The organism is Sphingomonas sp. P4_D12, assembly GCF_056401895.1.
Map to the genome: position 1 here is coordinate 1 of NZ_JBFUIL010000019.1, position 22,786 is coordinate 22,786.

A 22,786-nucleotide genomic window follows, 5' to 3' on the forward strand; every position below is an offset into this window, starting at 1 on the left:
CCCCCACCCGCCCCCACCCGGCCTCCCATAGAATATCCTGATTGGGAGGCCGGGTGGGGGAGCGGGCTGGCACCGCGATACGAATTAGCGCGTCGCGTTGTACTTCAGTTGGTCGTCGGTCAGCTGGAAACCGACCAGCGCCTCGAACGTCGCGCGCAATACGGCGTTGCGGACGTCGGGCGCGCTCAGCGGATCGACCGCGGCGGATTCCTTGCCGGCCTTGCGCTTTTCGGTGATGCGGCGCTTGACCTCATCCGGCAGCGTCGCCGCCGAGCGGTCGACGCTGGCGGTGGCCGATCCATTGACGCTTGCCCGCGTCTGGCCGGCATCGAAATGGACGACGACGCGGCCGACATGCTTGGCCACGACGGCATTGCCGCCCTGAACCACGGTGACGAAATAGGGCAGGGTCACGTCGCGCGCGCCATCGGCGCGGGCCCGTCGCGCGAGCACGGTGAAGGTGAGGTTGGTGACGACCTGAGTGCTCTCGCCATCATTGTTGCAGGTCGAGCGAACGTCGGTCATCGCCGCGACCACGTCGATCGCGGTGGCATCGCGGCTGGTCGCCGGGTCGAAGGTGGTGAGATCACCAGTCCCCGCCGGCACGCCGACCGTCGGACACGGCGTGCGCACCGCGGTAACGCCTGCACCCGATTCGGAAATGTCGAGTTCGCCACGGCTGGCACAGCCGCCGAGCACCAGCATTAGAGCGATCGGAGCGGCAAGAAAGCGGGGTGACACGAACGGCAGACCTTTTCGACACGGGAAGGGGCCGCGGCACGCGCCATGGCCCCTGACCCTCACATAAAGCAGCCGTCACCATAGGGTCGCAACCCGAGCGCGGCAACAGGCGCGCGCGCGTTTCGTCGACGACCCGCGACAGGGCGAGAAGTCGCGCCTATTTGCTGGCGATGTCGCTGGACTCGACGCGATAGGTTTCGCGGACGAACGTGCGCGCGGCGGTCTGCGTCTTGAACGCATCCTGCAGCACTTCGCTCGAGACGAGCGGATAGCCCTGCGAATTGAACCGCGTCGTCCGCACGGTCACGCGGAACACACCCTCCTCGTCTTTGGCCACAAGGAAGGGGCGAACGGGGGTTCTCGACATGACTATACTCCTGAGGGACCTCGCGGGCACCAGATTGCGGGCCCGTGCGATCGATAAACGTCGCGTGAAAATCGCCCGGCCGGCGATGCCGATCGCGCCAAGCCCCGAAGGCGGCACGGATCGAACGCAACGGAAAATGCTATGCCGCCGGAGCGATAGGATCGCGCCGGCGGCACAAGCAGGTAACCTTCGAGCGGCGCGCAAGACTGGCCGAACAGGTCTCAGCGATCTGTCCCGCCGGAGTCACCCGCGCAGCCCGGTCAGGTCAGACCGCCTGAAGGTTCACGGCCGACGACTTGCCGCGCTGGTCGTTCTCGATGTCGTACGACACGCGCTGGTCGGCCTGGAGCGTCGTCATGCCGGCGCGTTCGACCGCGCTGATATGGACGAAGCTGTCATTGCCGCCGCCTTCCGGCGAAATGAAGCCATAGCCTTTGTCGGTATTGAAGAATTTTACTTTGCCGATCGGCATGAGATATCCCTTTCAAGGACAGTAGATTGTCCGCACGCTCGTGCACGCGGAGCTAGAAGCGAGAAAGGGAAGAGTCGGCTCGGAAGCGTCGGTTTCCGTCGCCTGCGACGATAGCCCTCACTATATAGGCGTCGTGGGCGAAAAAAGCAATGATGGGTTTGCCGTCCGGCCATTTCGACAAAGGATCGCGCCTCAAACCGCCTTTGCCTCAGCCGAGCAATCGCGTAGAGCGCCGGCCATGGCTTCCGCCCCGAAAAAAGCTCTCGAGCTGCTGATCGCGGCGCCGCGCGGTTTCTGCGCGGGCGTCGATCGTGCGATCCGCATCGTCGAACTGGCGATCGAGAAATACGGCGCGCCCGTCTATGTCCGGCACGAGATCGTCCACAACAAGTTCGTCGTCGACACCCTGCGGGCCAAGGGCGCAATCTTCGTCGAGGAGCTCGACGAGGTTCCCGATGGCGTCCCCGTGGTGTTCAGCGCGCATGGCGTGCCCAAGGCGGTGCCGGCCAAGGCGGCCGAGCGCGGCTTGTCCTATCTCGATGCGACCTGCCCTTTGGTCAGCAAGGTACACCGCCAGGCCGAACGGCTGGTCGCCTCAGGCCGGCACATCGTGTTCATTGGTCATGCCGGCCATCCCGAAGTGATCGGTACGTTCGGTCAGGTGCCCGTAGGATCGATGACGTTGATCGAGACGGTCGCCGATGTGGCGACGTTCGCGCCGCGCGATCCCGCGACGCTGTCGTTCCTGACCCAGACGACCCTGTCGGTCGACGACACCGCCGAAGTGGTCGCCGCGCTCCAGGCCAAATTCCCCGCTATCCTGGCGCCACGCGGCGAGGATATCTGTTACGCGACCTCCAACCGCCAGGCCGCGATCAAGGCGATCGCCAATGCGTGCGATGCGGTGTTGGTGCTCGGCGCCCCCAATTCGTCCAACTCGCTGCGGTTGGTCGAGGTGGCGGAGCGCCAGGGAATCCCGGCTCGGCTGATCCAGCGCGCGGGCGACCTCGACTGGGCATTTCTCGACGGCATCGGCACGTTGGGCATCACCGCTGGCGCGTCGGCCCCCGAGCAATTGGTGCGCGAACTGATCGATCGGCTCGCCGAACGCTTCGATGTCACCGAGCGCGAAGTCGAGACGATGCAGGAGACGATCTCGTTCAAGCTCCCGCGTGGGCTAGAGGCGGCCGCGTGATCGCCATCGTCACCCCAGCGCGAGCTGGGGTCTCGCGCAGTCTGTCACTTCATGAGATCCCAGCTTTCGCTGGGATGACGGGCTAAATTCTTGGCGGTCTACACGCATGTTTCGGCCGAGGCGCTGGAGGAATTCCTCCTGCGCTACGATGTCGGCGAGCTCGTCTCGGCGAAAGGCATTGCCGAGGGTGTCGAGAATTCCAACTATCTGGTCGACACGACCAACGGCCGCTTCATCCTGACTCTCTACGAAAAGCGCGTCGAGGCCGGCGACCTGCCCTATTTCATGGCCTTGCTCGATCATCTCGCCGATCGCGGCAACCCGGTGCCGCCGGCGATCAAGGACCGCCGTGGCGAAGCGCTGCAGACGCTCGAAGGGCGACCGGCGTGTCTGATCAGGTTTCTGCCCGGGGTTTCGGTCAGCCATCCGACTGCGGCACAGGCCGAGGCAGCGGGCGCGGCGATGGGACGGATGCACGCCAGCCTGACCGACTTCGCGCAGGTACGCGACAATTCGATGGGCGTGCGCACCTGGCAGCCTCTGTTCGATCGCTGCGGCCGATCGCTCGACGACATGGCGACCAATCTCCATGCGGAGGCCGGCGCCATGGTCGATCGCGTCGTGAGCGGCTGGCAAGGCGACCGTTTTCCGCAAGGCACGATCCACGCCGACCTGTTCCCCGATAACGTCCTGATGCGTGGCAGCGACGTCACGGGACTGATCGACTTCTATTTCGCGTGCAGCGATGCGCGCATCTATGATCTCGCGGTCATGCACACCGCCTGGTCGTTCGACGCCAGCGGGATGACACATCATCCGGCGATCGGCGAGGCGCTGATCCGCGGTTATCACCACACGCTGCCGCTGAGCGACGAGGAACGTGCGGCGCTGCCCGGCTTTGCCGCCGGGGCCTGCATCCGCTTCTTCCTCAGCCGGGCGTGGGACTGGCTCAACACGCCGGCCGACGCGATGGTGACGCGCAAGGATCCGCTCGCTTACTGGCGCCGGCTCAAGGTCTACGATCCCGGTTTCGTGCGCGATTTCAAGTCGCTGGCATGACCGAATTAAGCCATGTCGAAATCGCCACCGATGGCGCGTGCAAAGGCAATCCCGGGCCGGGCGGCTGGGGCGTGCTGATCCGCATGGGTGCCCGTGAAAAGGAATTGTCGGGCGGCGAGAAGCTCACCACCAACAATCGCATGGAGCTGATGGCGGCGATCGAGGGGCTCAACGCACTCAAACGCCCGTGCCGCGTGACGCTGTCGACCGACAGCCGCTACGTGATGGACGGGCTGACCAAATGGATCCACGGCTGGCGCAAGAACGGCTGGAAGACCTCCGACAAGAAACCGGTCAAGAACGCCGATCTATGGCAGGCGCTGATCGACGCCGCCGCACCCCACCGCGTCGAATGGATGTGGGTGAAGGGTCATGCCGGACACCCCGACAATGAACGCGCCGATAAGCTGGCCAGCGACGCCGCTTACGCCGCCGCCAAAGCTTAGTACCGGTTCAGTGTGGCTGAACCGGTACCCGAAAATCAGCTATTGTCCACGACCTCGGCGTCCGGTCCGTTCTTCTTGATCGAGTCGATAGCGTTCTTGGCGTCAGCCTTGTTCGCATACCCTTCAGTCGAGAACATGATCTCGCTGTTGTACTTGAATCGCACGCGGAATTCGTCGGCCTTGTCTTTGTAGATCTCGAACGTGTGAGCCATCGCGACTTCCTCCTTTGATTGATCCAGATTAGTCGGAGGCGACGCGCCGCGCTAGCGGAACCGCGCGGGGGTGTAACGATCCCGGTCTATTTCCGCGACGAGCGGATCGGGCGTGGTGCCGAGCAGCAAAGATGCCGCGACGAGGGATGCCGCCGGCGCGGTCTGGATGCCGAAGCCGCCCTGCCCTGCGCACCAGAAAAAGCCGGGCACGTGATTGTCGAACCCATAGACCGGCAAACGATCGGGCGCGAAGCTGCGCAAGCCCGCCCAGCTGCGCTCGACCCGCTCGATCCTCCAATCGACCACCTGTTCCAGCCGGTCGATCGCGATCGCAATGTCGATTTCCTCGGGCTGAACGTCGCCGGGCTCGCTCGGCACCTCATCATGCGGACTCAACCATAGCCGCCCGCCCGATTCCGGCTTGAAATAGAAGTCCCCGCCGATGTGCGCGACGTGCGGCGTATCGTCCGGCACCGGCGGATCGACGCGGAGCTGCACGAGCGCGCGTCGCAGCGGCTGGATCCCGATCGGCGCGACTCCGGCGACCGCCGCGACACGATCGACCCAGGCCCCGGCGGCATTGACCAGAATCCTGGCGGCGAACGGGCCGGCCTTCGTCTCGAGCTGCCACACATCGCTGCGCCGCGACGCCCCGGTCAGTCCGGCGTCGAGCACCAATTCAGCCCCAGCCTTCTTCGCGCGCGACAGCGCGGCGGCGTGGAGCCCGGCGACGTCGATATAGGCACAGCTCGGCTCCCACACTGCGAGAGCCCATTCGGGGCGCAGGCCGGGAATGCGGTCACGCGGGTCGACCAATGTCAGATCGACGCCGGTATCGGCGAATTCGGCCAGCATCGCTTCGATCTGATCGCGTTCCTCTTCGCGGCCGATGTGCAGCCCCCCCAATGGCTGGAGAAAGCCGCCGGCGTCGAGCACCGCGCGTGACGCGGCGGTCAACGGCTGAATCGCCGGTCCGCCATAAGTCTCTTCCCAAAAGGCCGCGGATCGTCCGGTCGCGTGATAGCCCGCGACGTCCTCGGCCTCGAGGATCAGGACGCTGGCATGGGGCGCGACCTCGGCCGCGAGCGCGGCGCCGGCGATCCCGGCACCGATGATGGCGATGTCCCAAATCTTATCACCGCTCATTGCTGCGCTCGTGCCGAAAGGAAGATGTCGATTTCCCCCAAGGCGCGATCGCGGACCGGGTCAACCTCGCGCAGGATTTCGTGTGCGCTTTCGTTGCCGAAGCGGACGAGGCGGGCATCGGGCAGCAGTCCCGCGACCTTGATCGCGTCGGCCGCGCGGACCAATTTGTCGGCTTCGGCCACCAGCACGAGCATTGGCGTCCTGACCAGCTTCACACGCCGGCTGGCGCGCAGCCGCCGAGTCGATTCGAACGCGCGCACGACCCAGCGCCAACTCGGCGGGCCCAATTTGATCTCCGGCTTCTGGTCCCACCACCACGGTTCGTCCGAATATCGGTCGGGATCGTGGGTGAGCAGCGACAGCCGCGAATCGGTGGTGCCCGGCTTCTCGTTCGACTTCCAGGCGCGGCGCTGGGGATTGCCGAGCTTCATGGCGATCTCGGCGATTCGCTCGCCGAACCCGGCGCTGATCGGCGCATGCAGCCCCATCATCGGCGCGATCAGCACCGCCGCATCGGGCTCGGCCAGCACCTTGGCCAGCGCACGGCAGACCAGATGTCCGCCCATCGAATGTCCCATGGCGACATGCGGCCCCGGCGTGGCGGCCGCCCACTCCTTCCAGAACGCGCCATAATCAGCGAGATAGGTCCCGAACCGGTCGATATCGCCGACATGGGGATCGTCGGTCAGCCGTCCCGATCCGCCCTGGCCGCGCCAGTCGAACGACGTGATCGTCCAGCCCTGGTCATGCCAGTGACGGAAGGTCTCGAGATACTTCTCGAAGATGTCGCCGCGGCCGCCCTGGAACAGGATCGATCCGCGCGGCGCGGCCACGGCGGAGGGCCAGTCGAAGCGGCGCAATTGCCAGCCGTCGGGGGCAGTCCAGAACGAGATCGAGCTGCCGTCGGGATAGGTTCGGCGCGCTGTTTCGGAAGATACCATCCATGCTGGTTACTTTTTAGAAAGCCATGCCGTCTAGGTCTGTGATCCGATGGGCTGGGGAATTCTGTCTTATGTGCTCGGGGGAGCACTCGTTCTGATCCTGCTTTCGGCGGGCATCGAGGATGCTCGTACCCGAGAGATCGCCAATTGGAAGAACGCCGCGATCGCGCTGATGGCGCCTGCCTGGTGGTGGATGCAAGGCTATGGCTGGGCCGATGTGGCGTGGCAAATCGGGATCGCGATCGGCGTGTTCGCGCTGTTCGTCGGCGCCTTCCATTTCGGTTGGATGGGCGGCGGCGACGTCAAGATGATCGGCGCGCTCGCGCTATGGCTTCCCGGCCCAACTCTCTTCTTCATGCTGATGGTCATGTCGATCATCGGCGGCGTGCTGACGCTGATCATGATGTTCGACCATTGGCGCCGCAAAGCGCCGGGTGCGGTCGAGACGCCGTACGGCGTCGCGATCGCCATGGCATCGATGCTCGCGCTCGGTGAACCGATATTTAACCACTTTGCGTAGATTAACGGCGATCAAGTCGGGGTCATCGCCACAACGGGGCACGAAGCGTCATGGATAGTCGGAAGATCATTTTGCTGGTTGGCGCGCTTTTCGTCGCAGCCATCACCGCGTTCATGGCGCGCAGCCTGATTGTCGGATCGAGCGCCCCCATGGCCTCGGCCCAGGCGCCGATGGCGCCGGTCCAGACAGGCACCGAAGTGCTCGTCGCGACCAAGGCGCTGCCGATCGGCACGATCCTGGATGCGACCAGCTTCAAGTTCCAGCCCTGGCCGAAAGAGCTGGTCGAGAACGCCTATTATATCCGCAAAGACGGATTCGACCCCAAGAGCCTGCAAGGCACGGTCGTGCGCTCGGTGATCACCGCCGGGCAACCGCTGACCCAGGGGTCGCTGGTTAAGCCTGGCGACCGTGGCTTCCTCGCCGCGGCGCTGACGCCGGGCATGCGCGCGGTCACCTTTCCGGTCCGCAACGAGAATTCAGTCGCGGGCTTCGTCTTTCCGGGCGACCGTGTCGACCTGACCCTGTCTCAGACCGTTGCCGGCGGCGGCGATGGCCCGCCGCTGAAGGTGGCGGAGACGATCATGAAGAACCTGCGCGTGCTGGCGACCGACCAGCGCACCACCAGCGATGTCGACGACCAGGGCAAGACCGTGGTCCGCAACATCTCGATGGTGACGATCGAGGCGACGCCCGCAATCGCCGAGAAGATTTCGGTGGCGCGCTCCTTGGGCGACCTTTCGCTCGTGCTGCGTCCGCTCGCCGACTCGGCGTCCGAACTCGATCAGGCGATCGCCGATGGATCCGTGAAGGTGCCTGACGGCAAGGATCCGAAAGCCGAAAAGGCGATGCTCGCAACTGCCGACGTGCAGCCGAGCGCGGGCAAGACCAGCTTCGCCACCGGTGCCGACGTCTCGCGCTTCCAGCGCCGCACCGTGCCGGGCAAGGCCGGAGATGCGACGGCAGGCGGAACTGCAGGTGCTATTCCGGGCGGCGCCCCGGCCATTACCGGCCCCATGGTGCGTGTCGTCCGTGGGAACAACGTGACCGAAGTACCAATCGGTCGTGGGGGGAAGAACTGATGCAAGCGACAATCGTTTTGAACCGGATCGTTGCGGCTACCGTCGCGACGGCGCTGGTAGCGAGCATGCCGGTCGAGGCCGCCGGCGGTGGTCGGCAGACCACTCGCCGGGCGCCGGCCAAGCCCGTTCGTGTCGGCGCCTTGCCGCAGGGCACGCAACGCCCGACGACCGAAGTGATGCTTTCGGTGGGCCAGGGTGAGGTCATCACCCTGCCCGCCGACGCCGCCGATGTCTGGGTCGCGAATCCGAATGTCGCCGATGTCGACGTGAGCAACCCACGCCAGATCCGCCTGTTCGGCAAGGATTACGGGGAGACCACGGTGTTCGTCACCGCCGCCAGTGGCCGGGTGATTTATTCGACCAATGTTCGCGTCGCCCAGAACCTGACGTCGATCGATCGCATGATGAAAGCGGCCATGCCAGACGCCGACATCAGGGTGATGACCGTAGGTCAGATCGCCGTGTTGACGGGTACCGTGGCGGCGCCGGCCGATGTCGTCCAGGCGCAGCAGATCGTCGCCGCCTTGCTCAACCCCGGCATCGACATCTCCAATCCGTCGACGCCGTTGAAGATCGCGGTGATCAACCGCCTCCGCACCGCGACGCCGTTGCAGGTCAATTTGCAGGTCAAGATCGCCGAGGTCAGCAAGGCATTCGCCAAGGACATCGGCAACAACATGTTGACCAAGGACAATACCGGCGGGTTCAACTTCGGCGTCGCCACAGGACGGTCGCCCGGATCGCTCACGCCAACACAGCTTTCCACCTATCCCACGGCCCACGTTCCGCTGCCCGGTGGCGGCTATATCGATGGCCCGTACAACCCTGCGACGGGCCAGTTCATCAATCCGAGCAGCACCTCGGTCGCGACGATCACCAAGGGTGCCGGAAATACCACCCTGGGCCTCGCCGGGCGCCTGTTCGGCCTCGACATCCTGTCGGCGCTCGACCTCGGCGAGACCGACGGCCAGGTGACGACGCTCGCCAATCCGAACCTGACCGCGCTGTCGGGTGAGACCGGCTCGTTCCTCGCCGGCGGCGAAATCCCGATCCCGGTCAGCCAGGGGCTGGGCGCGGTGTCGGTCGAATTCAAGCAATATGGTGTCAGCCTGTCCTACACTCCGACTGTGCTCGCGGACGGCCGCATCTCGATGCGCGTCCGCCCCGAAGTGTCGGAATTGTCCGCGGCCGGCGCCGTGACCCTCAATGGCGTCACGATCCCGGCGCTAACGACGCGACGCGCGGAAACGACGGTCGAGCTCGGCTCAGGTCAGTCCATGGTGATCGGCGGACTGCTGCAGAACAGCACCAACAACCAGATCGACAAGGCCCCGGGCATCGGCGACGTGCCGGTGCTCGGCGCGCTCTTCCGGTCGACCAGCTGGAAGCGCAACGAGAGCGAGCTGATGATCGTCATCACGCCGTATCTGGTGAAGCCGGTCAACGCGAACGAGATCGTCCTGCCGACCGACGGCTACAAGGCGCCGACCGATCTCGGCCGCGTCTTCCTTGGCCGCTTGGGCGAAGGCACCAACGGCGGCGATCGTCCCAAGCCGACGATGGCCGTACCGATGGTTGCGGGCCCCGCGATCGGCGCCAACGCGCCCGTGCCCGCGGCGCCGACGACGCCACAGCCGAGCTCCGACCCGGCGACCGCCGACAAGAAGGCGCTCCTGCCCAAGAAGTCGAAAAAGGGCGATCAGCCCGCCACTCCCGGCTTCAGCCTGTAACGCGCGAGGAACACTCAGACATGCGTACGATCCTCATCGCCTCCCTCGCCGTTCCCGCTTTGATGCTGGGCGGCTGCGGCACGCTCAATCGCGGCGTCGACTCGATCAAGCAGCCGGTCGTCAGCCGCACCGATTATGTGTTCGACGCGCAATCGACCACGGCCGGCCTGGCGCCGGGCGAGACCGAACGGGTCGCCGGCTGGCTCGCCTCGATGCGGTTGCATTATGGCGACCGGATTTCGGTCGACGATCCCAATCCTTACGACTCGCGCGCTCGCGCGCAAATCGCGGCGATCGTCTCCAGCTATGGCATGCGTCTTGCCGACCGGGCGCCGATCACCAATGCGCCGCTAGCGGCCGGCATGGTCCGCGTCGTCGTCAGCCGATCCACCGCCACGGTCCCGGGCTGCCCCGATTTCACGCGCAGCGGATCGAGCGAATTCGAAGGCAGCTCGACCTCGAATTTCGGCTGCGCGAGCAACGCCAGCCTGGCCGCGATGGTCGCCGATCCGCTCGATCTGGTCCGAGGCCAGGCGGGTGACGGCACAGCCGACCCGATCACCGCGGGTCGGGCCATCGGCACGTATCGCAAAGCCGCCCCGACCGGGGCCGGCGGCACCACAGTCAAATCCGAATCGACGGGAGGCAAATAAGATGAACGCGCCGTGGAAACCCGCTGGCGTCGCGCATCGCGAGCCATTCGTCGCCTATGTCTGCGACGAGACGACCGCCGAAGCGCTGCGTCCGATCGTCAGCGAGATGGGCTGGTCGGCCGAGAAAGTGAACAAGGGCGGGTTGCGTAACGCGGTCCAGTCATTGTCGGTCTCGGCGAGTCCGCAGGTGCTGTTCGTCGACCTCAGCGAATCGGGCGATCCGCTTAACGACATCAACGCGCTGGCGGAAGTCTGCGAACCCGGCACCGTCGTCATCGCGGCGGGCCAGGTCAACGACGTCCGCCTGTATCGCGACCTGACCGCGAGCGGGATCCAGGATTATCTGCTCAAACCGCTCAATGCCGACATGTTGCGTGAGACTTTCGGCAGCGCGCAGGCCGTGTTGAACGCGCCACGGCTGAATGAGGTCTCGCCGGATCGTCCGCATTCCGCGACGGCGGTGATCGGTACGCGCGGCGGCACCGGTGCCTCGACCATCGCGACCTCGGTCGCGTGGCTGATGAGCGAGAAGGGCGGCCGCACCACGGCGTTGCTCGATCTTGACGTGCATTTCGGCACCGGCGCGCTGGCGCTCGACCTCGAGCCGGGCCGCGGCCTGACCGATGCGATCGAGAATCCCAGCCGCATCGACGGACTGTTCATCGAACGCGCGATGGTCAAGGCCAGCGAGCGTCTCGCCGTGCTGTCGGCCGAAGCGCCGATCAACTCGCCGATGATGACCGACGGCTCCGCTTTCTACCAATTGCAGGAAGAGATGCGCGCCGCGTTCGAATGCACGGTGGTCGACCTGCCGCGCGCGCAGCTGATCCAGCACCCACATCTGATCAGCGACATTCAGACGACGGTGGTCGTCACCGAGCTGACGCTGGCCGCGGCGCGCGACACGATCCGCATCTTGTCATGGTTGAAGTCGAACGCGCCCGGAAGCCAGGTCCTGGTGGTCGCCAATAAGGTGCCCGCCGGTGGGCAGCTGGAGATCAATCGCAAGGATTTCGAGGGCTCGATCGAGCGCCGCATCGATTTCGTCATCCCTTATGACCAGAAACTGGCGGCACAGGCAGCCAAGCTGGGCAAGACGCTGGCCGAGGCCGGCAAGGGATCGAAGACGGTCGCGCCGATCGGCGAACTCGCCAGCCGCCTGTTGGCGGCGGGCGATTCGGCCGAGGCCGCGGGCGCCGCTGCGGGCAAAAAAGGCGCGGGGAAATCGGCGGGTCAGTCTCTGATGGGCAAGTTCGCCGATCTCAAGTCGCTGATGCCGAGCAAGAAAGCCGCGAAGTCGAGTTGACCATGGCCGGTCCATCCGGGCCGGCACCAACAAGTGGAGCGTTTGAGCGATGCCATTGGTGCCGCTGATCACGGTGATTGCAGGGGCGGCGACCATGCTGTTGCTGCTGGCGTTCGCCTTTGCCGGCCCGTCGGTGGCAAAGGCGCAGACTCGCCGACTGGGCGCGCTCCGCGAACGCCATAGCGGCGCCGCCAGCGACGTGGCGATGGCTGCGCAAATGCGCCGCATCACCGGTAAGCGCGACAGCAACATGGACACCGCGATGATGCGGTTCCTGCCGCGTCCGGCCGTACTCAAGAAGCGCCTCGCCATGACCGGCAAGAACTGGACCGTCGGTCAATACGGCATGGCGACGTTCGGCATCATGCTGATCGTCGCATCGCTGATGATGATACGCGGCGCGCCAATCGCGATCTCCATCTTGATCGCGGTCATCTTGGGTGGTGGGCTGCCGCATTTCGTGGTCGGCTATTTCATCAAGCGCCGGGTCAACAAGTTCACCTCCAAATTCCCCGACGCGATCGAATTGCTCGTGCGCGGGCTGCGCTCGGGCCTGCCGATCAGCGAAACCATGGGCGTGGTTGGTGCCGAAGTGCCCGGCCCGGTCGGCGAGGAATTCCGTGCGGTATCCGACAAGATGAAGATCGGTCGCACGATGGACGCAGCGCTGCAGGAAACCGCTGACCGTCTTGGCACGCCCGAATTCCAGTTCTTCGTCATCTCGATCGCGATCCAGCGCGAGACCGGCGGCAACCTCGCCGAAACGCTCGCCAATCTCGCCACGGTGCTTCGTCAGCGTGGCCAGATGAAGCTGAAGATCAAGGCGATGTCGTCGGAATCGAAGGCATCGGCCTATATCGTCGGCTCACTGCCGTTCATCGTGTTCGGCCTGATCCTGTGGATCAGCCCGGCCTATATGGGCAATTTCTTCGTCGATCAGCGCCTGATCGTCGCCGGTATCGGCGGCTTCATCTGGATGTCGCTGGGTGGCTTGATCATGGCCAAAATGGTCAATTTCGAGATCTGAGGCCATGGAACCGCACCACACAACCCTGCTCGGCGTCGACGTCCTTTGGGTAGGCACCATGCTTGCCGGGGTCGCCGCGTTCGCTGTCATGCTGGCCATCTACGCCGCGACCACCGTGCGCGATCCGATGGCGCGTCGCGTCAAGGCGCTCAACGATCGCCGCGAACAGTTGAAGGCCGGCATCACCGCTTCGACCAGCAAGCGCCGCGCGAAATTGGTCCAGAAGAACGAGACCACCGACCGCATCCGCTCGATCCTGCAGAGTCTGAAAGTTCTGCAGGACAGCCAGCTCAAGGTCGCGCAGACCAAGCTGCTCCAGGCCGGCATCCGCAAGAAGGAATATGCGGTCGCGGTCATCTTCGGCCGGCTGATCCTGCCGATCCTGTTCGGCCTGCCGATGCTGTATTTCGTGTACGGCACCGACGCGTTCGCGACCTGGTCGCCGCTCAAGCAATATGGTCTGGTCGCCGGTGCCTTCATCCTGGGCTACAAGGGCCCAGACATCTACCTCAAGAACAAGATCCAGAAGCGCTCGTCAGCGATCCGCAAGGGCCTGCCCGACGCGCTCGATCTGCTGGTGATCTGCGCCGAGGCCGGCCTGACCGTCGACGTTGCGTTCCACCGCGTGTCGAAGGAATTGGGCCGGGCCTATCCCGAGCTGGGCGACGAATTCGCACTGACCGCGATCGAGCTCGGCTTCCTCTCCGACCGCCGCCAGGCATTCGAAAATCTGGCGACGCGCGTCGACCTCGACGCGGTCAAGGGCGTGGTCACGACCATGATCCAGACCGAGAAATACGGCACCCCGCTGGCCTCCGCGTTGCGCGTGCTGTCGGCAGAATTCCGCAACGAGCGCATGATGCGCGCCGAGGAAAAGGCCGCGCGCCTGCCCGCAATCATGACCGTGCCGCTGATCCTGTTCATCCTGCCAACCCTGTTCATTGTCATCCTGGGGCCGGCGGCGTGCAGCATCAACGACGCCTTCCTGCACGGCGGCCACTGATCCGATCGATCCCCCTCCCCGGTTGCGGGAGGGGGATTGCTTGCACCCGAGGGCAACCGCGCGCAGCATGACGCGTTCACATCCCAACAGGGAGAGACGCGATGATGTTCACCGACCCCAATCAGATCGCCATAATCGTGCTGGTCCTGATCGTCGGACTGGTCCTCGGGCTGATCCTGGCGCCCAAGGGCACCAAATGGCGCACGCGCTATGAAGCGGAGCGCGACGCGCATGCCGCCTATCGCCAGGATGCCGATGCCAAGACGCGCGATCGCGACGCGCTGACGACCAATCGTGACGCCTATGTCCGCGATCTGGAGAAGGCGAAGATCGATTTGGCCGCCGCCAATGAGAAGCTGGCGGCCGAGAATGCGGAGTTGAGGGCAAGGACGGCGTGAGCGCTTAGTTCCCTCTCCCCTTGTGGGCGCATCAGGTCGGCCATGCCCCCGGCATGACCTAAACAGCGCGGGGCGCTGTTTACCTGATGCGGGAGGGAGCCGACGTAGTCGGCGGAAGGGTGAGGGGGAGTCACGAGCCACGTCGCCTGTGAGTCCCCCTCACCCTTCCCACGCCTTCGGCGCGGGCCCCTTCCCTCTCCCACAAGGGGAGAGGGAGATTTGACCACCCCCTAACTCAACGCCTTACAACTCGATTTCTTGCGCGCGGCGTCGATCGCGCCAAACTGCGTCCGATCGGGGGCCAGAATACGAAGCAACGCAATCCCCGTCGTGCCGGTGACGCGGACCGCGGTCATGCCGTCAGGCACCGGCTGACCGGCTTGGGCGATCGCGATCCGGATCGGCTGGTTGCCGGCATCGATATTGTTGCGGACATAAGCGACGTCGGTGCGCGAATCGAACACCGACAGCGACCAATAAGGCGCGGGCACCGGCTCGACATCGACCAATACGGGCCCCTTCGACAGATCGAACGGACAGGACGAATAGGCCAGATCGGGGCTCGGCCGGACGATCGCGCGCGCCTTGTCGGTGGCGAGCGGGGCGGCGAACATCGCGTTATACCCCGCCCCCTTCGCGATCCGGTGGGTGGCGAGGCTCATCAGCACGCGTGGGAATTGCGCCAGCGCGACATGATAGCCGACGAACGCCAGCGCCAAGCCGAGCAGTAGCGGGAACAGCCAACGACGCATCAGCAGCCCTCCTTGACGATCGCTGGGAGCCGGTCGCGCGTCAGCGTGCCGAGCCCGCCATCATCGGGAAGATAGACGCGCAAGGTCAGTTCGAACCGGTCGATCCGCCCGGTCGGCAGCCATAGGCCGGCCTGTTCGGCAGGCGCGACGATCACGTCCCAGGCCGCGGGATTGGGCACCGCCGCGCTGGCGATGGAGAAGCGGTTGGCCTGGTTGGCGACGAGATAGCCGGGATGGTCGTAGAGCGTCAGGCTCCACCATTTGGCTGGAATGGCTCCGCCCGACACGCGATAGCGGCAGCGGCCATCGAGCGGATCGCCGGCGCTGTCGACCGCGGCGTTGTAATAACGCGCTTCATGCGCCGGAAGCGCGAGCAACCCGCGCAACGACACCACCGCGCGGGTGAACGCGCCGGCGCGCGCAGTGCCGAAATCGCTGCCGGTGGTCCAGGGGCCGATCGCGCGGCTGGCGCCGAACACGCCAGTGCGGACATGCTGGATGGCGGCGCCCGCCCCGAGCGCTAGGCCGAGCGCCGCACACACTGCATATCGGATCCAGGGCTTCATACCCCCTCCCCTGTCAGTTCGGGCAGCGGTGGTAGCGCTTGCCTTCCATCATCATCGCGTCGTCGCCGATGCGGTCGACCTTGAGGATCTGATCGAACGGCTTGTCGTCCGCGCTGTAATTGCCGGTGACCTTGACCGTCTTGCCGTCGAGCGACCAGTGACCCATGCCACGCTTGCCATAGAACCCCCCGCCGGGACCGAAATTGACCGCGCGGCGTGCCGTGCAATCGCCATTCTCCGCCCCCCAACGCCCCGATAGCCAGGCGCGATTGATGCCGCCCGGGATCGGTTTCGGGGTCCGTTTCGGCGTTGGCTTGGCCGTCGGCGTGGCCTTGGGGGTGGGAGTCACCTTGGGCGTCGGGCTGGGTTTGGGTGTCGGGCTCGCTTTGGGCGTCGGCGACGATGACGGTTTGGGCGACGGTGATGGTGTCGGAGTGGGCGACGGACTTGCCACTGGGGTGGGCGTCGGGCTGGGCGCCAGATCGGTCACCGCCGGGCTTTGCGTCGGAGCCGGCGCGGGCGTCGGAGCATAGCGATTGGGATCGATCACATCGTCGCGGAACATCCAATTGTCGCCATAGCGGACGAAGCGGCCGGTGCGCGTCGCCGACTTGTCGCACTTGCCGGTGAACGGGCTGCACGTTGTCGCGCGGTAGTCGCAGACATAGCCCGGGCGATCAGGCGCGGTCTTGCACGCGATGCGCTCGGTCGACTGCACCTTGGCACCCGACCGCCCAAGCGCGTCGGCGATATCCTTTTCGGACGGGCCGTCATTGCCGCCCAAGCTGCCGCATGCGGCCAGCGGCGCCACCATCGCGAGAACCAGCCAGCGCTTCATGCCCAGATCCATGGTCGTTGAGTGCGGTCGCCGCGCGGGCGAAGTCAAGCCCGTCTCAACCCGCTTTGCCGCCCAGCGCGGCTTGCGCGGCAGCCAACCGGGCGATGGGCACGCGATACGGCGAGGCCGAGACGTAATCGAGCCCGACCTCTTCGCAGAACGCGATCGACGCCGGATCGCCGCCATGTTCGCCGCAAATGCCGAGCTTGATGTCGGGCCGCGTCGCGCGACCGCGCTCGGCGGCGATGCGGATCAGCTCACCCACGCCCTCGACGTCGAGGCTGACGAACGGGTCCTTGGGATAGATGCCCTTGTCGACATAGATGCCCAGGAATCGCGCCGCGTCGTCACGGCTGACGCCCAAAGCGGTCTGGGTCAAATCGTTGGTACCGAACGAGAAGAACTGGCCGACCTCGGCGATCTCGCCCGCCTTGAGCGCGGCGCGCGGGAGCTCGATCATCGTGCCGACGAAATAGCTGATCTCGCGCCCCTTGTCGGCGAACACCGCCTGGGCAGCCCTGTCGACCACGTCTTTCATCAGCTCGAGTTCGCGGCGCGTCGCGACCAAAGGAATCATCACTTCGGGGATCGGCGCGTCGCCGGATTTCTCGGCGACGGCGACCGCGGCTTCGAAGATCGCGCGTGCCTGCATCTCGTAGATTTCGGGATAGGTCACGCCCAGCCGGCAACCGCGATGGCCGAGCATCGGGTTGAATTCGTGCAGTTCGGCGGCGCGGCGCTTGAGATAATCGACTTCGACCCCGGCGGCCGCCGCGACCTCGGCGAATTCCTCTTCCTCGTGCGGCAGGAATTCGTGCAGCGGCGGGTCGAGCAACCGGATTGTGACCGGCAGCCCCGCCATCACCTCGAACAATTCGATGAAGTCGCTGCGCTGTTCAGGCAGCAGCTTTTCGAGCGCGGCGCGACGGCCCTTCTCGTCCTCAGCCAGGATCATCTGGCGGACGGCGGTAATCCGCGCGGCGTCGAAGAACATATGCTCAGTGCGGCACAGGCCAATGCCCTCGGCACCGAACTCGCGCGCCGTCCTGGCGTCGAGCGGGGTTTCGGCATTGGCGCGGACCTTGAGCCGGCGAACGCCATCGGCCCATTCCATCAGCGTGCCGAAATCGCCGGCGAGCTCGGGTTGTACGGTCGGCACTTCGCCGATCATCACTTCGCCCGATGCGCCGTCGATCGTGACGATATCGCCCTCGTTCACCTCGCGGCCGGCGCAACGCATGACCTTCGCCTTGGCGTCGATCGACAAGGTGCCGGCGCCCGACACGCACGGTCGCCCCATGCCACGCGCGACGACAGCGGCGTGGCTGGTCATCCCGCCCCGCGCGGTCAGGATGCCCTTGGCCGCGTGCATGCCGTGAATATCCTCGGGTGACGTCTCGGTGCGCACCAGGATCACCGCCTCGCCCGCCGCCGCGCGCTTTTCCGCCGTATCGGCATCGAACACGACCTTACCCGAAGCCGCGCCCGGCGATGCCGGCAAGCCCTTGGTCAGCACGTCGCGTGGCGCCGCGGGATCGAGCGTCGGGTGCAGCAATTGATCGAGCGCGGCAGGATCGACCCGCGCGATCGCTTCCTCGCGCGTGATCAGCCCTTCATTGGCCATGTCGACCGCGATCTTGAGCGCGGCCTTCGCGGTGCGCTTGCCCGAGCGCGTCTGGAGCATCCAGAGCTTGCCCTGCTGCACCGTGAACTCGATGTCCTGCATGTCGCGGTAATGCTTTTCGAGCGTGTCGAACACGCCGGCGAGCTGGGTGTAGACCTCGGGCAGCGCCTCTTCCATCGACAGCGGCTTGGCATTGGCTTCTTCGCGTGCAGTCCTGGTCAGATATTGCGGCGTGCGGATGCCGGCGACGACGTCCTCGCCCTGCGCGTTGATCAGGAACTCGCCATAATAAGCATTGTCGCCCTTCGACGGATCGCGCGTAAACGCCACGCCGGTCGCCGAGGTGTCGCCCATATTGCCGAACACCATCGCCTGGACGTTGACCGCGGTGCCCCATTCGGACGGGATGTCGTTGAGCCGGCGATAGACCTTGGCGCGCTCAGACTGCCACGATCCGAAAACCGCGCCGACTGCGCCCCATAATTGGTCGTGGACGTCCTGCGGGAACGGCTTGTCCCACTGCTCGACGACCAGCTTCTTGTAGGTGTCGACCAGCGCCTTCCAGTCGGCGGCGCTCATCTCGGTGTCGAGATAATAGCCCTTGTCTTCCTTGGCGATTTCGAGCGCTTCCTCGAACGATCCATGGTCGAGTTCGAGCACGACGTCCGAATACATCTGGATGAAGCGGCGGTAGCTGTCCCAGGCGAAACGCTCGTCGCCAGACGCATTGGCCAGGCCGACCACGGTCCGATCGTTGAGGCCGAGATTGAGCACGGTGTCCATCATCCCCGGCATCGATGCGCGCGCGCCCGAGCGGACCGAGACCAGCAGCGGATCCGACGCGTCGCCGAATGTTTTGCCGGTCACGCCCTCGATATGCGCGATGCCGGCGGCGACTTCGGCCTTCAGACTGTCGGGAAAGGCGGCGCCTTCATCGTAATAGACCGCGCACATCGGCGTCGAGATGGTGAAGCCCGGCGGCACCGGCAGCCCGATCGAGGCCATCTCGGCCAGATTCGCGCCCTTGCCGCCGAGGAGATTCTTGTCCCCCTTGCCCCCATCGGAAACGCCACCACCGAACCGGTACACGTACTGTGTCATTCGTCAGTCCCTTTGATGCCTGGTTTCGCTGGGGAGGCGGAAGGATCAGGCGGAAATTTCGGGTCGAGATGTCATCCCTCGATCTTGGAGAAATCGGCGACACTATGCACTGCATCGCGCACCCGAGCGAGTAGCGCGAGGCGAGCGGCACGTTTGGCGGGATCGGCGTCGTTGACCGTAACCGCGTCGAAGAACGCGTCGATCGGCGCGCGCAGCGTCGCGAGCGCGGCCATCGCGGCTTCGAAATCCTCGTTGCCGACCGCATCGGCGGCGGCGGGGCCGGCGGCGTCGAGCGCGGCGATGAGGGAGGCTTCGGCAGGTTCGGGGGTGTAGGAAAGCGTCGCCCCGGCGGAGGCCCCTTCGCCGGGGCGACGTAATCTTCCTTCTTCAGGATATTCGCCGCTCGCTTGTACCCGGCGAGAAGGTTGGTGCCGTCCTCGGTGGTGACGAACGACTGCAACGCGCGGACGCGCGCAAGCAGGCGAACGAGATCGTCCTCGCCCCCGAGCGCGAACACCGCATCGATCAGGTCGTGGCGGACACCGGCTTCGCGCTGCTGGACCTTGAGGCGATCGGCGAAGAACTCGAGAAGCTCGTTAACAACACGCTTGATCGCGATTTCTGGCTCTTCGTCCTGCCAATACAACTTTTCGAAGGCAGTGAGATCATCCGTATCTGGCCGCGGAAGAGACTGGCGCAAAATGAGTCTCAGCGAGCCGCGGATGTTATTTTCAAGTATGATTCGGATGATAGCCAGCGAGCTACGGCGAAGCCCAAACGGGTCTTTCGAACCGGTAGGCTTCTCGTTCCGAGCAAAGAAACGGGCGACCGCATAAAGCTTATCAGCGAGGCTTACCGCAATCGTCGCGGGCGCGGTTGGGGCATCGTCGCCTTGACCAACCGGCTTGTAATGGTCCCGGATTGCACCAGCGACCGCTTCATTTGAACCTTGAGCGGCCGAGTAATAGCCACCCATCAATCCCTGTAGTTCTGGAAACTCGCCGACCATCCCAGTCACGAGGTCCGATTTCGCAAGCGCTGCCGCATTACGCACGTCGTTGAGCAACGCCGTTTTCGCCTGCGGGGTTGGTTCGAATGGCTTGACGATCTCGGCATCGACCAACCAGGCGGCAAGGTCGGTTACTCGTCGCACCTTGTCTGCCACGAAGCCAAGCTTCTCATGGAAGACGATCTTCTCGAGCTTTTTCGCCTGCTCCTCGAGCGGCACCTTGAGGTCGGTGTCATAAAAGAACCGCGCATCGCTCAACCGCGCCGCCAACACCTTGCGGTTGCCGTCGACGATCTTCGCGCCGCCATCGGCCGCGTCGATATTGGCGGTGCAGACGAACCCATTGGCCAGCTTGCCGGCCTTGTCGCGGCAGACGAAATACTTCTGGTTCACTCGCGCCGTCAGCTGGATGACCTCGGGCGGCACGTCGAGGAAATCCTCATCGAAGCGGCCGAGCAGCGGCACCGGCCATTCGGTCAGCCCGGCATTCTCGGCGACCAGCCCTTCGTCCTCGATCAGGTCGAGGCCTGCCGCCTCCGCCAAAGACGTCGCGCGCTCGCGGATGATTGCGCGGCGCTCGTCCTGGTCGACGATGACGTGGCAGGCGTGGAGCTTCTCGGCATAATCCGCCGCCGAGCCGATCGTGATCGGCCCCGGATGGTGGAAGCGATGGCCGAGCGTGACGGCCCCCGAGCGGACACCCGCGATCTCGACCGGCACAATCTGGTCGCCGAGCAACGCGACAATGCCATGCAGCGGGCGCACCCAGCGCAGGCTTTCGGTTGAGGACGACGCCTCACCCCAGCGCATCGACTTGGGCCAGGGGAAAGCACGGATGATCGCCGGGATCGCTTCGGCCAGTACCTCAGCAGTGTCGCGGCCGGGCTTGTCGATCACCGCGAACAGCACGCCGTCACGCTCGACCAATTGATCGGCGGTGAGGCCGGTCTTGCGCAGGAAGCCTTCGAGCGCCTGGGGTGGCGCACCGGCGCGCGGGCCCTTGATTTCCTCGCTGACCGCCTCGGTCGCCTCGGGCAAATCGCGCGCGATCAGCGCCAGCCGGCGCGGCGTCGCGAAAGTGACGATCGCGTCGGCGCGCAGGCCGGCTTTCTCGAGCTCGGCAGTGAACAGCCGCGCGAGGTCGTCGCGCGCTTTATCCTGCATCCGCGCGGGGATTTCCTCCGAGCGGAGTTCGAGGAGGAAATCGGTCACGCCAAATCCTCCCCGTTTACGGGGAGGGGGACCGCGCCGGAGGCGCGGTGGAGGGGGCGGGCCGCAAACGACACGATCGATTGGGCGGCTTCGTCGGCATCACGCAGAACATCGGCCGCGGCGATACGGATTACTCGATAGCCCTTAGCTTCCAAAGTCTTCGTCCGTTCGGCATCGCGCTCGGGACGGTCGCCCATGTCATGCGCCACGCCATCGACTTCCACTACTAGCTTGGCAGCTGGGCAATAGAAATCTACGCGGTAGGCGCCGATCGGATGCTGTTTACGGAACGCAATGCCTTGCGGTGAACCTTTGAGGCGTTGCCAGAGCAGCACTTCAGGCAAGCTCATCTTGCGGCGTGCGGCGCGGGCCTCATAAACTTCTGGGCGACGTAGATTTGGCGCGCCCCCTCCACCATGCTTCGCGTGGTCCCCCTCCCCGTCCCGGGGAGGATTTTTGGTAGCCGCCATCACGCCGCCCACCCATTTTTCTCCATCCACGCCTGGCACGACCCCTTCGCCAGGTCGCGAACCCGCCCGATATACGCTTGGCGTTCGGCAACCGAGATCACGCCGCGCGCGTTCAACAGGTTGAAGATGTGGCTCGCCTCGATCGCCTGCTCATAAGCCGGGATCGGCAGCTTGTGATTGAGGCAATTCTCGCACTCGGCCGCGGCCTTGCGGAACAGGTCGAACAAGGTCTCGGTATCGGCGACCTCGAAGTTCCAGGTCGACATCTCGACCTCATTCTCGTGGAACACGTCGCCATAGGTCAGCTGCGGCGTGTTGCCGACCGCGTCGTTATAGGCGAGGTCGTAGACGCTATCCTTGTTCTGGATGTACGTCGCCAGCCGTTCGAGCCCATAAGTCAACTCGCCCGCGACCGGCTTGCAGTCGAACCCGCCCATTTGCTGGAAATAGGTGAACTGGGTCACTTCCATCCCGTCGCACCACACTTCCCAGCCCAGTCCCCAGGCGCCGAGCGTCGGCGATTCCCAATCGTCCTCGACGAAACGGATATCGTGGCGGGTGAAATCGATCCCGATCGCGGCCAGGCTGCCGAGATAGAGGTCCTGCAGATCGGGCGGACTCGGCTTCAGGATCACCTGGTACTGGTAATAATGCTGCAGCCGATTGGGGTTTTCGCCATAGCGGCCGTCGGTCGGGCGGCGGCACGGCTGGACGAACGCGGCATTCCACGGGTCCGGCCCCAGTGCACGCAGCGTCGTCGCGGTGTGGAACGTCCCCGCGCCCATCCGCATGTCGTACGGCTGGAGGATCAGACAGCCGCGCTGGCTCCAATAATCATGGAGCGTCAGGATCATGCGCTGGAAACTCAGCGGAGTGCTCACGGATACCTTCGCAGATGCGGTAGAACTTGGCCCGGGCC

23 protein-coding genes and 1 pseudogene are annotated in these 22,786 nt (G+C 65.0%); 11 read left to right on the forward strand and 13 right to left on the reverse strand.

Going from position 1 to position 22,786, the window contains the following annotated elements; translation table 11 throughout:
• Positions 1-84: 84 nt before the first annotated feature.
• From AC1DSD_RS21660 to AC1DSD_RS21670, 3 genes are all read right to left on the reverse strand, one after another.
• Positions 85-705 (reverse strand): hypothetical protein, encoded by a 621-nt coding sequence (locus AC1DSD_RS21660; RefSeq protein ID WP_478033125.1) that lies wholly within the window; start codon positions 703-705, stop codon positions 85-87.
• Positions 706-898: 193 nt separating this feature from the next.
• Entirely contained in the window at positions 899-1,108 is a 210-nt protein-coding gene (locus AC1DSD_RS21665; protein WP_066809068.1) for a hypothetical protein, read from the reverse strand.
• A 265-nt stretch (positions 1,109-1,373) separates the two neighbouring features.
• Positions 1,374-1,580 (reverse strand): cold-shock protein, encoded by a 207-nt coding sequence (locus AC1DSD_RS21670; RefSeq protein ID WP_478033017.1) that lies wholly within the window; start codon positions 1,578-1,580, stop codon positions 1,374-1,376.
• Between the two features lie 238 nt (positions 1,581-1,818).
• On the opposite strand from AC1DSD_RS21670, the gene ispH reads away from it, so the two are divergent.
• From ispH to rnhA, 3 genes are all read left to right on the forward strand, one after another.
• A complete protein-coding gene (ispH, locus tag AC1DSD_RS21675) occupies positions 1,819-2,775 on the forward strand; it encodes a 4-hydroxy-3-methylbut-2-enyl diphosphate reductase (protein ID WP_478033019.1) in 957 nt (318 codons plus the stop codon).
• A gap of 90 nt (positions 2,776-2,865) precedes the next feature.
• Positions 2,866-3,834 (forward strand): homoserine kinase, encoded by a 969-nt coding sequence (gene thrB, locus AC1DSD_RS21680; protein WP_478033020.1) that lies wholly within the window; start codon positions 2,866-2,868, stop codon positions 3,832-3,834.
• Complete coding sequence (gene rnhA / locus AC1DSD_RS21685) at positions 3,831-4,280, forward strand: ribonuclease HI (RefSeq protein WP_478033021.1); 450 nt, start codon at positions 3,831-3,833, stop codon at positions 4,278-4,280. The genes thrB and rnhA overlap by 4 nt, the downstream gene beginning before the upstream one ends.
• A 35-nt stretch (positions 4,281-4,315) precedes the next feature.
• On the opposite strand, the gene AC1DSD_RS21690 is transcribed toward rnhA, so the two are convergent.
• The 3 genes from AC1DSD_RS21690 to AC1DSD_RS21700 are packed head-to-tail and all read right to left on the reverse strand — an operon-like array spanning position 4,316 to position 6,579.
• A complete protein-coding gene (locus AC1DSD_RS21690) occupies positions 4,316-4,492 on the reverse strand; it encodes a YegP family protein (protein WP_478033022.1) in 177 nt (58 codons plus the stop codon).
• Between the two features lie 51 nt (positions 4,493-4,543).
• The gene (locus AC1DSD_RS21695) at positions 4,544-5,638 is read right to left on the reverse strand and encodes an NAD(P)/FAD-dependent oxidoreductase (protein WP_478033023.1); all 1,095 of its coding nucleotides are present in this window, start codon (positions 5,636-5,638) and stop codon (positions 4,544-4,546) included.
• Positions 5,635-6,579 carry an alpha/beta fold hydrolase gene (locus tag AC1DSD_RS21700; protein WP_478033024.1) on the reverse strand — a complete coding sequence of 315 codons (945 nt, stop codon included), beginning with the start codon at positions 6,577-6,579 and terminating at the stop codon, positions 5,635-5,637. Before AC1DSD_RS21700 ends, AC1DSD_RS21695 begins: the two co-directional genes overlap by 4 nt.
• 49 nt (positions 6,580-6,628) lie before the next feature.
• Here AC1DSD_RS21700 and AC1DSD_RS21705 point away from each other — a divergent pair, with 49 nt between their 5' ends.
• The 8 genes from AC1DSD_RS21705 (at position 6,629) to AC1DSD_RS21740 (ending at position 14,295) form a co-directional block, all read left to right on the forward strand.
• The gene (locus AC1DSD_RS21705) at positions 6,629-7,099 is read left to right on the forward strand and encodes an A24 family peptidase (RefSeq protein WP_478033025.1); all 471 of its coding nucleotides are present in this window, start codon (positions 6,629-6,631) and stop codon (positions 7,097-7,099) included.
• 50 nt (positions 7,100-7,149) lie between these two features.
• Entirely contained in the window at positions 7,150-8,178 is a 1,029-nt protein-coding gene (gene cpaB / locus AC1DSD_RS21710; protein ID WP_478033026.1) for a Flp pilus assembly protein CpaB, read from the forward strand.
• Positions 8,178-9,908 carry a type II and III secretion system protein family protein gene (locus tag AC1DSD_RS21715; RefSeq protein ID WP_478033028.1) on the forward strand — a complete coding sequence of 577 codons (1,731 nt, stop codon included), beginning with the start codon at positions 8,178-8,180 and terminating at the stop codon, positions 9,906-9,908. The genes cpaB and AC1DSD_RS21715 overlap by 1 nt, the downstream gene beginning before the upstream one ends.
• Positions 9,909-9,928: 20 nt before the next feature.
• On the forward strand, positions 9,929-10,561 hold the full coding sequence (locus AC1DSD_RS21720) for a CpaD family pilus assembly protein (RefSeq protein ID WP_478033030.1): 633 nt from the start codon (positions 9,929-9,931) through the stop codon (positions 10,559-10,561).
• Position 10,562: 1 nt separating this feature from the next.
• The gene (locus AC1DSD_RS21725) at positions 10,563-11,867 is read left to right on the forward strand and encodes a CpaE/TadZ family protein (RefSeq protein WP_478033032.1); all 1,305 of its coding nucleotides are present in this window, start codon (positions 10,563-10,565) and stop codon (positions 11,865-11,867) included.
• 49 nt (positions 11,868-11,916) lie between these two features.
• Complete coding sequence (locus tag AC1DSD_RS21730; RefSeq protein WP_478033033.1) at positions 11,917-12,894, forward strand: type II secretion system F family protein; 978 nt, start codon at positions 11,917-11,919, stop codon at positions 12,892-12,894.
• A 4-nt stretch (positions 12,895-12,898) separates the two neighbouring features.
• On the forward strand, positions 12,899-13,897 hold the full coding sequence (locus tag AC1DSD_RS21735; RefSeq protein WP_478033034.1) for a type II secretion system F family protein: 999 nt from the start codon (positions 12,899-12,901) through the stop codon (positions 13,895-13,897).
• Between the two features lie 101 nt (positions 13,898-13,998).
• Positions 13,999-14,295 carry a hypothetical protein gene (locus AC1DSD_RS21740; protein WP_478033035.1) on the forward strand — a complete coding sequence of 99 codons (297 nt, stop codon included), beginning with the start codon at positions 13,999-14,001 and terminating at the stop codon, positions 14,293-14,295.
• A gap of 230 nt (positions 14,296-14,525) precedes the next feature.
• Here the strand turns inward: AC1DSD_RS21740 and AC1DSD_RS21745 are convergent, their stop codons facing one another.
• The 7 genes and pseudogenes from AC1DSD_RS21745 to AC1DSD_RS21775 all read right to left on the reverse strand — a co-directional run bounded on the left by AC1DSD_RS21745 (position 14,526) and on the right by AC1DSD_RS21775 (position 22,721).
• On the reverse strand, positions 14,526-15,047 hold the full coding sequence (locus AC1DSD_RS21745; RefSeq protein WP_478033037.1) for a DUF1254 domain-containing protein: 522 nt from the start codon (positions 15,045-15,047) through the stop codon (positions 14,526-14,528).
• The gene (locus AC1DSD_RS21750; RefSeq protein ID WP_478033039.1) at positions 15,047-15,613 is read right to left on the reverse strand and encodes a DUF1214 domain-containing protein; all 567 of its coding nucleotides are present in this window, start codon (positions 15,611-15,613) and stop codon (positions 15,047-15,049) included. The genes AC1DSD_RS21745 and AC1DSD_RS21750 overlap by 1 nt, the downstream gene beginning before the upstream one ends.
• A gap of 13 nt (positions 15,614-15,626) precedes the next feature.
• On the reverse strand, positions 15,627-16,451 hold the full coding sequence (locus tag AC1DSD_RS21755; protein WP_478033041.1) for a hypothetical protein: 825 nt from the start codon (positions 16,449-16,451) through the stop codon (positions 15,627-15,629).
• Positions 16,452-16,506: 55 nt separating this feature from the next.
• A complete protein-coding gene (gene ppdK, locus AC1DSD_RS21760; protein ID WP_478033043.1) occupies positions 16,507-19,176 on the reverse strand; it encodes a pyruvate, phosphate dikinase in 2,670 nt (889 codons plus the stop codon).
• A 71-nt stretch (positions 19,177-19,247) separates the two neighbouring features.
• A pseudogene (glyS, locus tag AC1DSD_RS21765) lies at positions 19,248-21,397 on the reverse strand (glycine--tRNA ligase subunit beta).
• Positions 21,394-21,879: an endonuclease domain-containing protein gene (locus tag AC1DSD_RS21770; RefSeq protein WP_478033045.1), complete on the reverse strand. Its 486-nt coding sequence runs from the start codon at positions 21,877-21,879 to the stop codon at positions 21,394-21,396. Before AC1DSD_RS21770 ends, glyS begins: the two are co-directional and overlap by 4 nt.
• Positions 21,867-22,721, reverse strand: coding sequence for a glycine--tRNA ligase subunit alpha (locus AC1DSD_RS21775; RefSeq protein ID WP_478033126.1), 855 nt, complete (start codon positions 22,719-22,721; stop codon positions 21,867-21,869). Before AC1DSD_RS21775 ends, AC1DSD_RS21770 begins: the two co-directional genes overlap by 13 nt.
• Positions 22,722-22,786: the final 65 nt, after the last annotated feature.

Bases quoted from the DNA above. Each gene is read 5' to 3' on its own strand.
- AC1DSD_RS21660 (WP_478033125.1), bottom strand. From the start codon at position 705: ATGCTGGTGCTCGGCGGCTGTGCCAGCCGTGGCGAACTCGACATTTCC.
- AC1DSD_RS21665 (WP_066809068.1), bottom strand. From the start codon at position 1,108: ATGTCGAGAACCCCCGTTCGCCCCTTCCTTGTGGCCAAAGACGAGGAG.
- AC1DSD_RS21670 (WP_478033017.1), bottom strand. From the start codon at position 1,580: ATGCCGATCGGCAAAGTAAAATTCTTCAATACCGACAAAGGCTATGGC.
- ispH (WP_478033019.1), top strand. From the start codon at position 1,819: ATGGCTTCCGCCCCGAAAAAAGCTCTCGAGCTGCTGATCGCGGCGCCG.
- rnhA (WP_478033021.1), top strand. From the start codon at position 3,831: ATGACCGAATTAAGCCATGTCGAAATCGCCACCGATGGCGCGTGCAAA.
- AC1DSD_RS21690 (WP_478033022.1), bottom strand. From the start codon at position 4,492: ATGGCTCACACGTTCGAGATCTACAAAGACAAGGCCGACGAATTCCGC.
- AC1DSD_RS21695 (WP_478033023.1), bottom strand. From the start codon at position 5,638: ATGAGCGGTGATAAGATTTGGGACATCGCCATCATCGGTGCCGGGATC.
- AC1DSD_RS21700 (WP_478033024.1), bottom strand. From the start codon at position 6,579: ATGGTATCTTCCGAAACAGCGCGCCGAACCTATCCCGACGGCAGCTCG.
- AC1DSD_RS21705 (WP_478033025.1), top strand. From the start codon at position 6,629: ATGGGCTGGGGAATTCTGTCTTATGTGCTCGGGGGAGCACTCGTTCTG.
- cpaB (WP_478033026.1), top strand. From the start codon at position 7,150: ATGGATAGTCGGAAGATCATTTTGCTGGTTGGCGCGCTTTTCGTCGCA.
- AC1DSD_RS21715 (WP_478033028.1), top strand. From the start codon at position 8,178: ATGCAAGCGACAATCGTTTTGAACCGGATCGTTGCGGCTACCGTCGCG.
- AC1DSD_RS21720 (WP_478033030.1), top strand. From the start codon at position 9,929: ATGCGTACGATCCTCATCGCCTCCCTCGCCGTTCCCGCTTTGATGCTG.
- AC1DSD_RS21725 (WP_478033032.1), top strand. From the start codon at position 10,563: ATGAACGCGCCGTGGAAACCCGCTGGCGTCGCGCATCGCGAGCCATTC.
- AC1DSD_RS21730 (WP_478033033.1), top strand. From the start codon at position 11,917: ATGCCATTGGTGCCGCTGATCACGGTGATTGCAGGGGCGGCGACCATG.
- AC1DSD_RS21735 (WP_478033034.1), top strand. From the start codon at position 12,899: ATGGAACCGCACCACACAACCCTGCTCGGCGTCGACGTCCTTTGGGTA.
- AC1DSD_RS21740 (WP_478033035.1), top strand. From the start codon at position 13,999: ATGATGTTCACCGACCCCAATCAGATCGCCATAATCGTGCTGGTCCTG.
- AC1DSD_RS21745 (WP_478033037.1), bottom strand. From the start codon at position 15,047: ATGCGTCGTTGGCTGTTCCCGCTACTGCTCGGCTTGGCGCTGGCGTTC.
- AC1DSD_RS21750 (WP_478033039.1), bottom strand. From the start codon at position 15,613: ATGAAGCCCTGGATCCGATATGCAGTGTGTGCGGCGCTCGGCCTAGCG.
- AC1DSD_RS21755 (WP_478033041.1), bottom strand. From the start codon at position 16,451: ATGAAGCGCTGGCTGGTTCTCGCGATGGTGGCGCCGCTGGCCGCATGC.
- ppdK (WP_478033043.1), bottom strand. From the start codon at position 19,176: ATGACACAGTACGTGTACCGGTTCGGTGGTGGCGTTTCCGATGGGGGC.
- AC1DSD_RS21775 (WP_478033126.1), bottom strand. From the start codon at position 22,721: ATGATCCTGACGCTCCATGATTATTGGAGCCAGCGCGGCTGTCTGATC.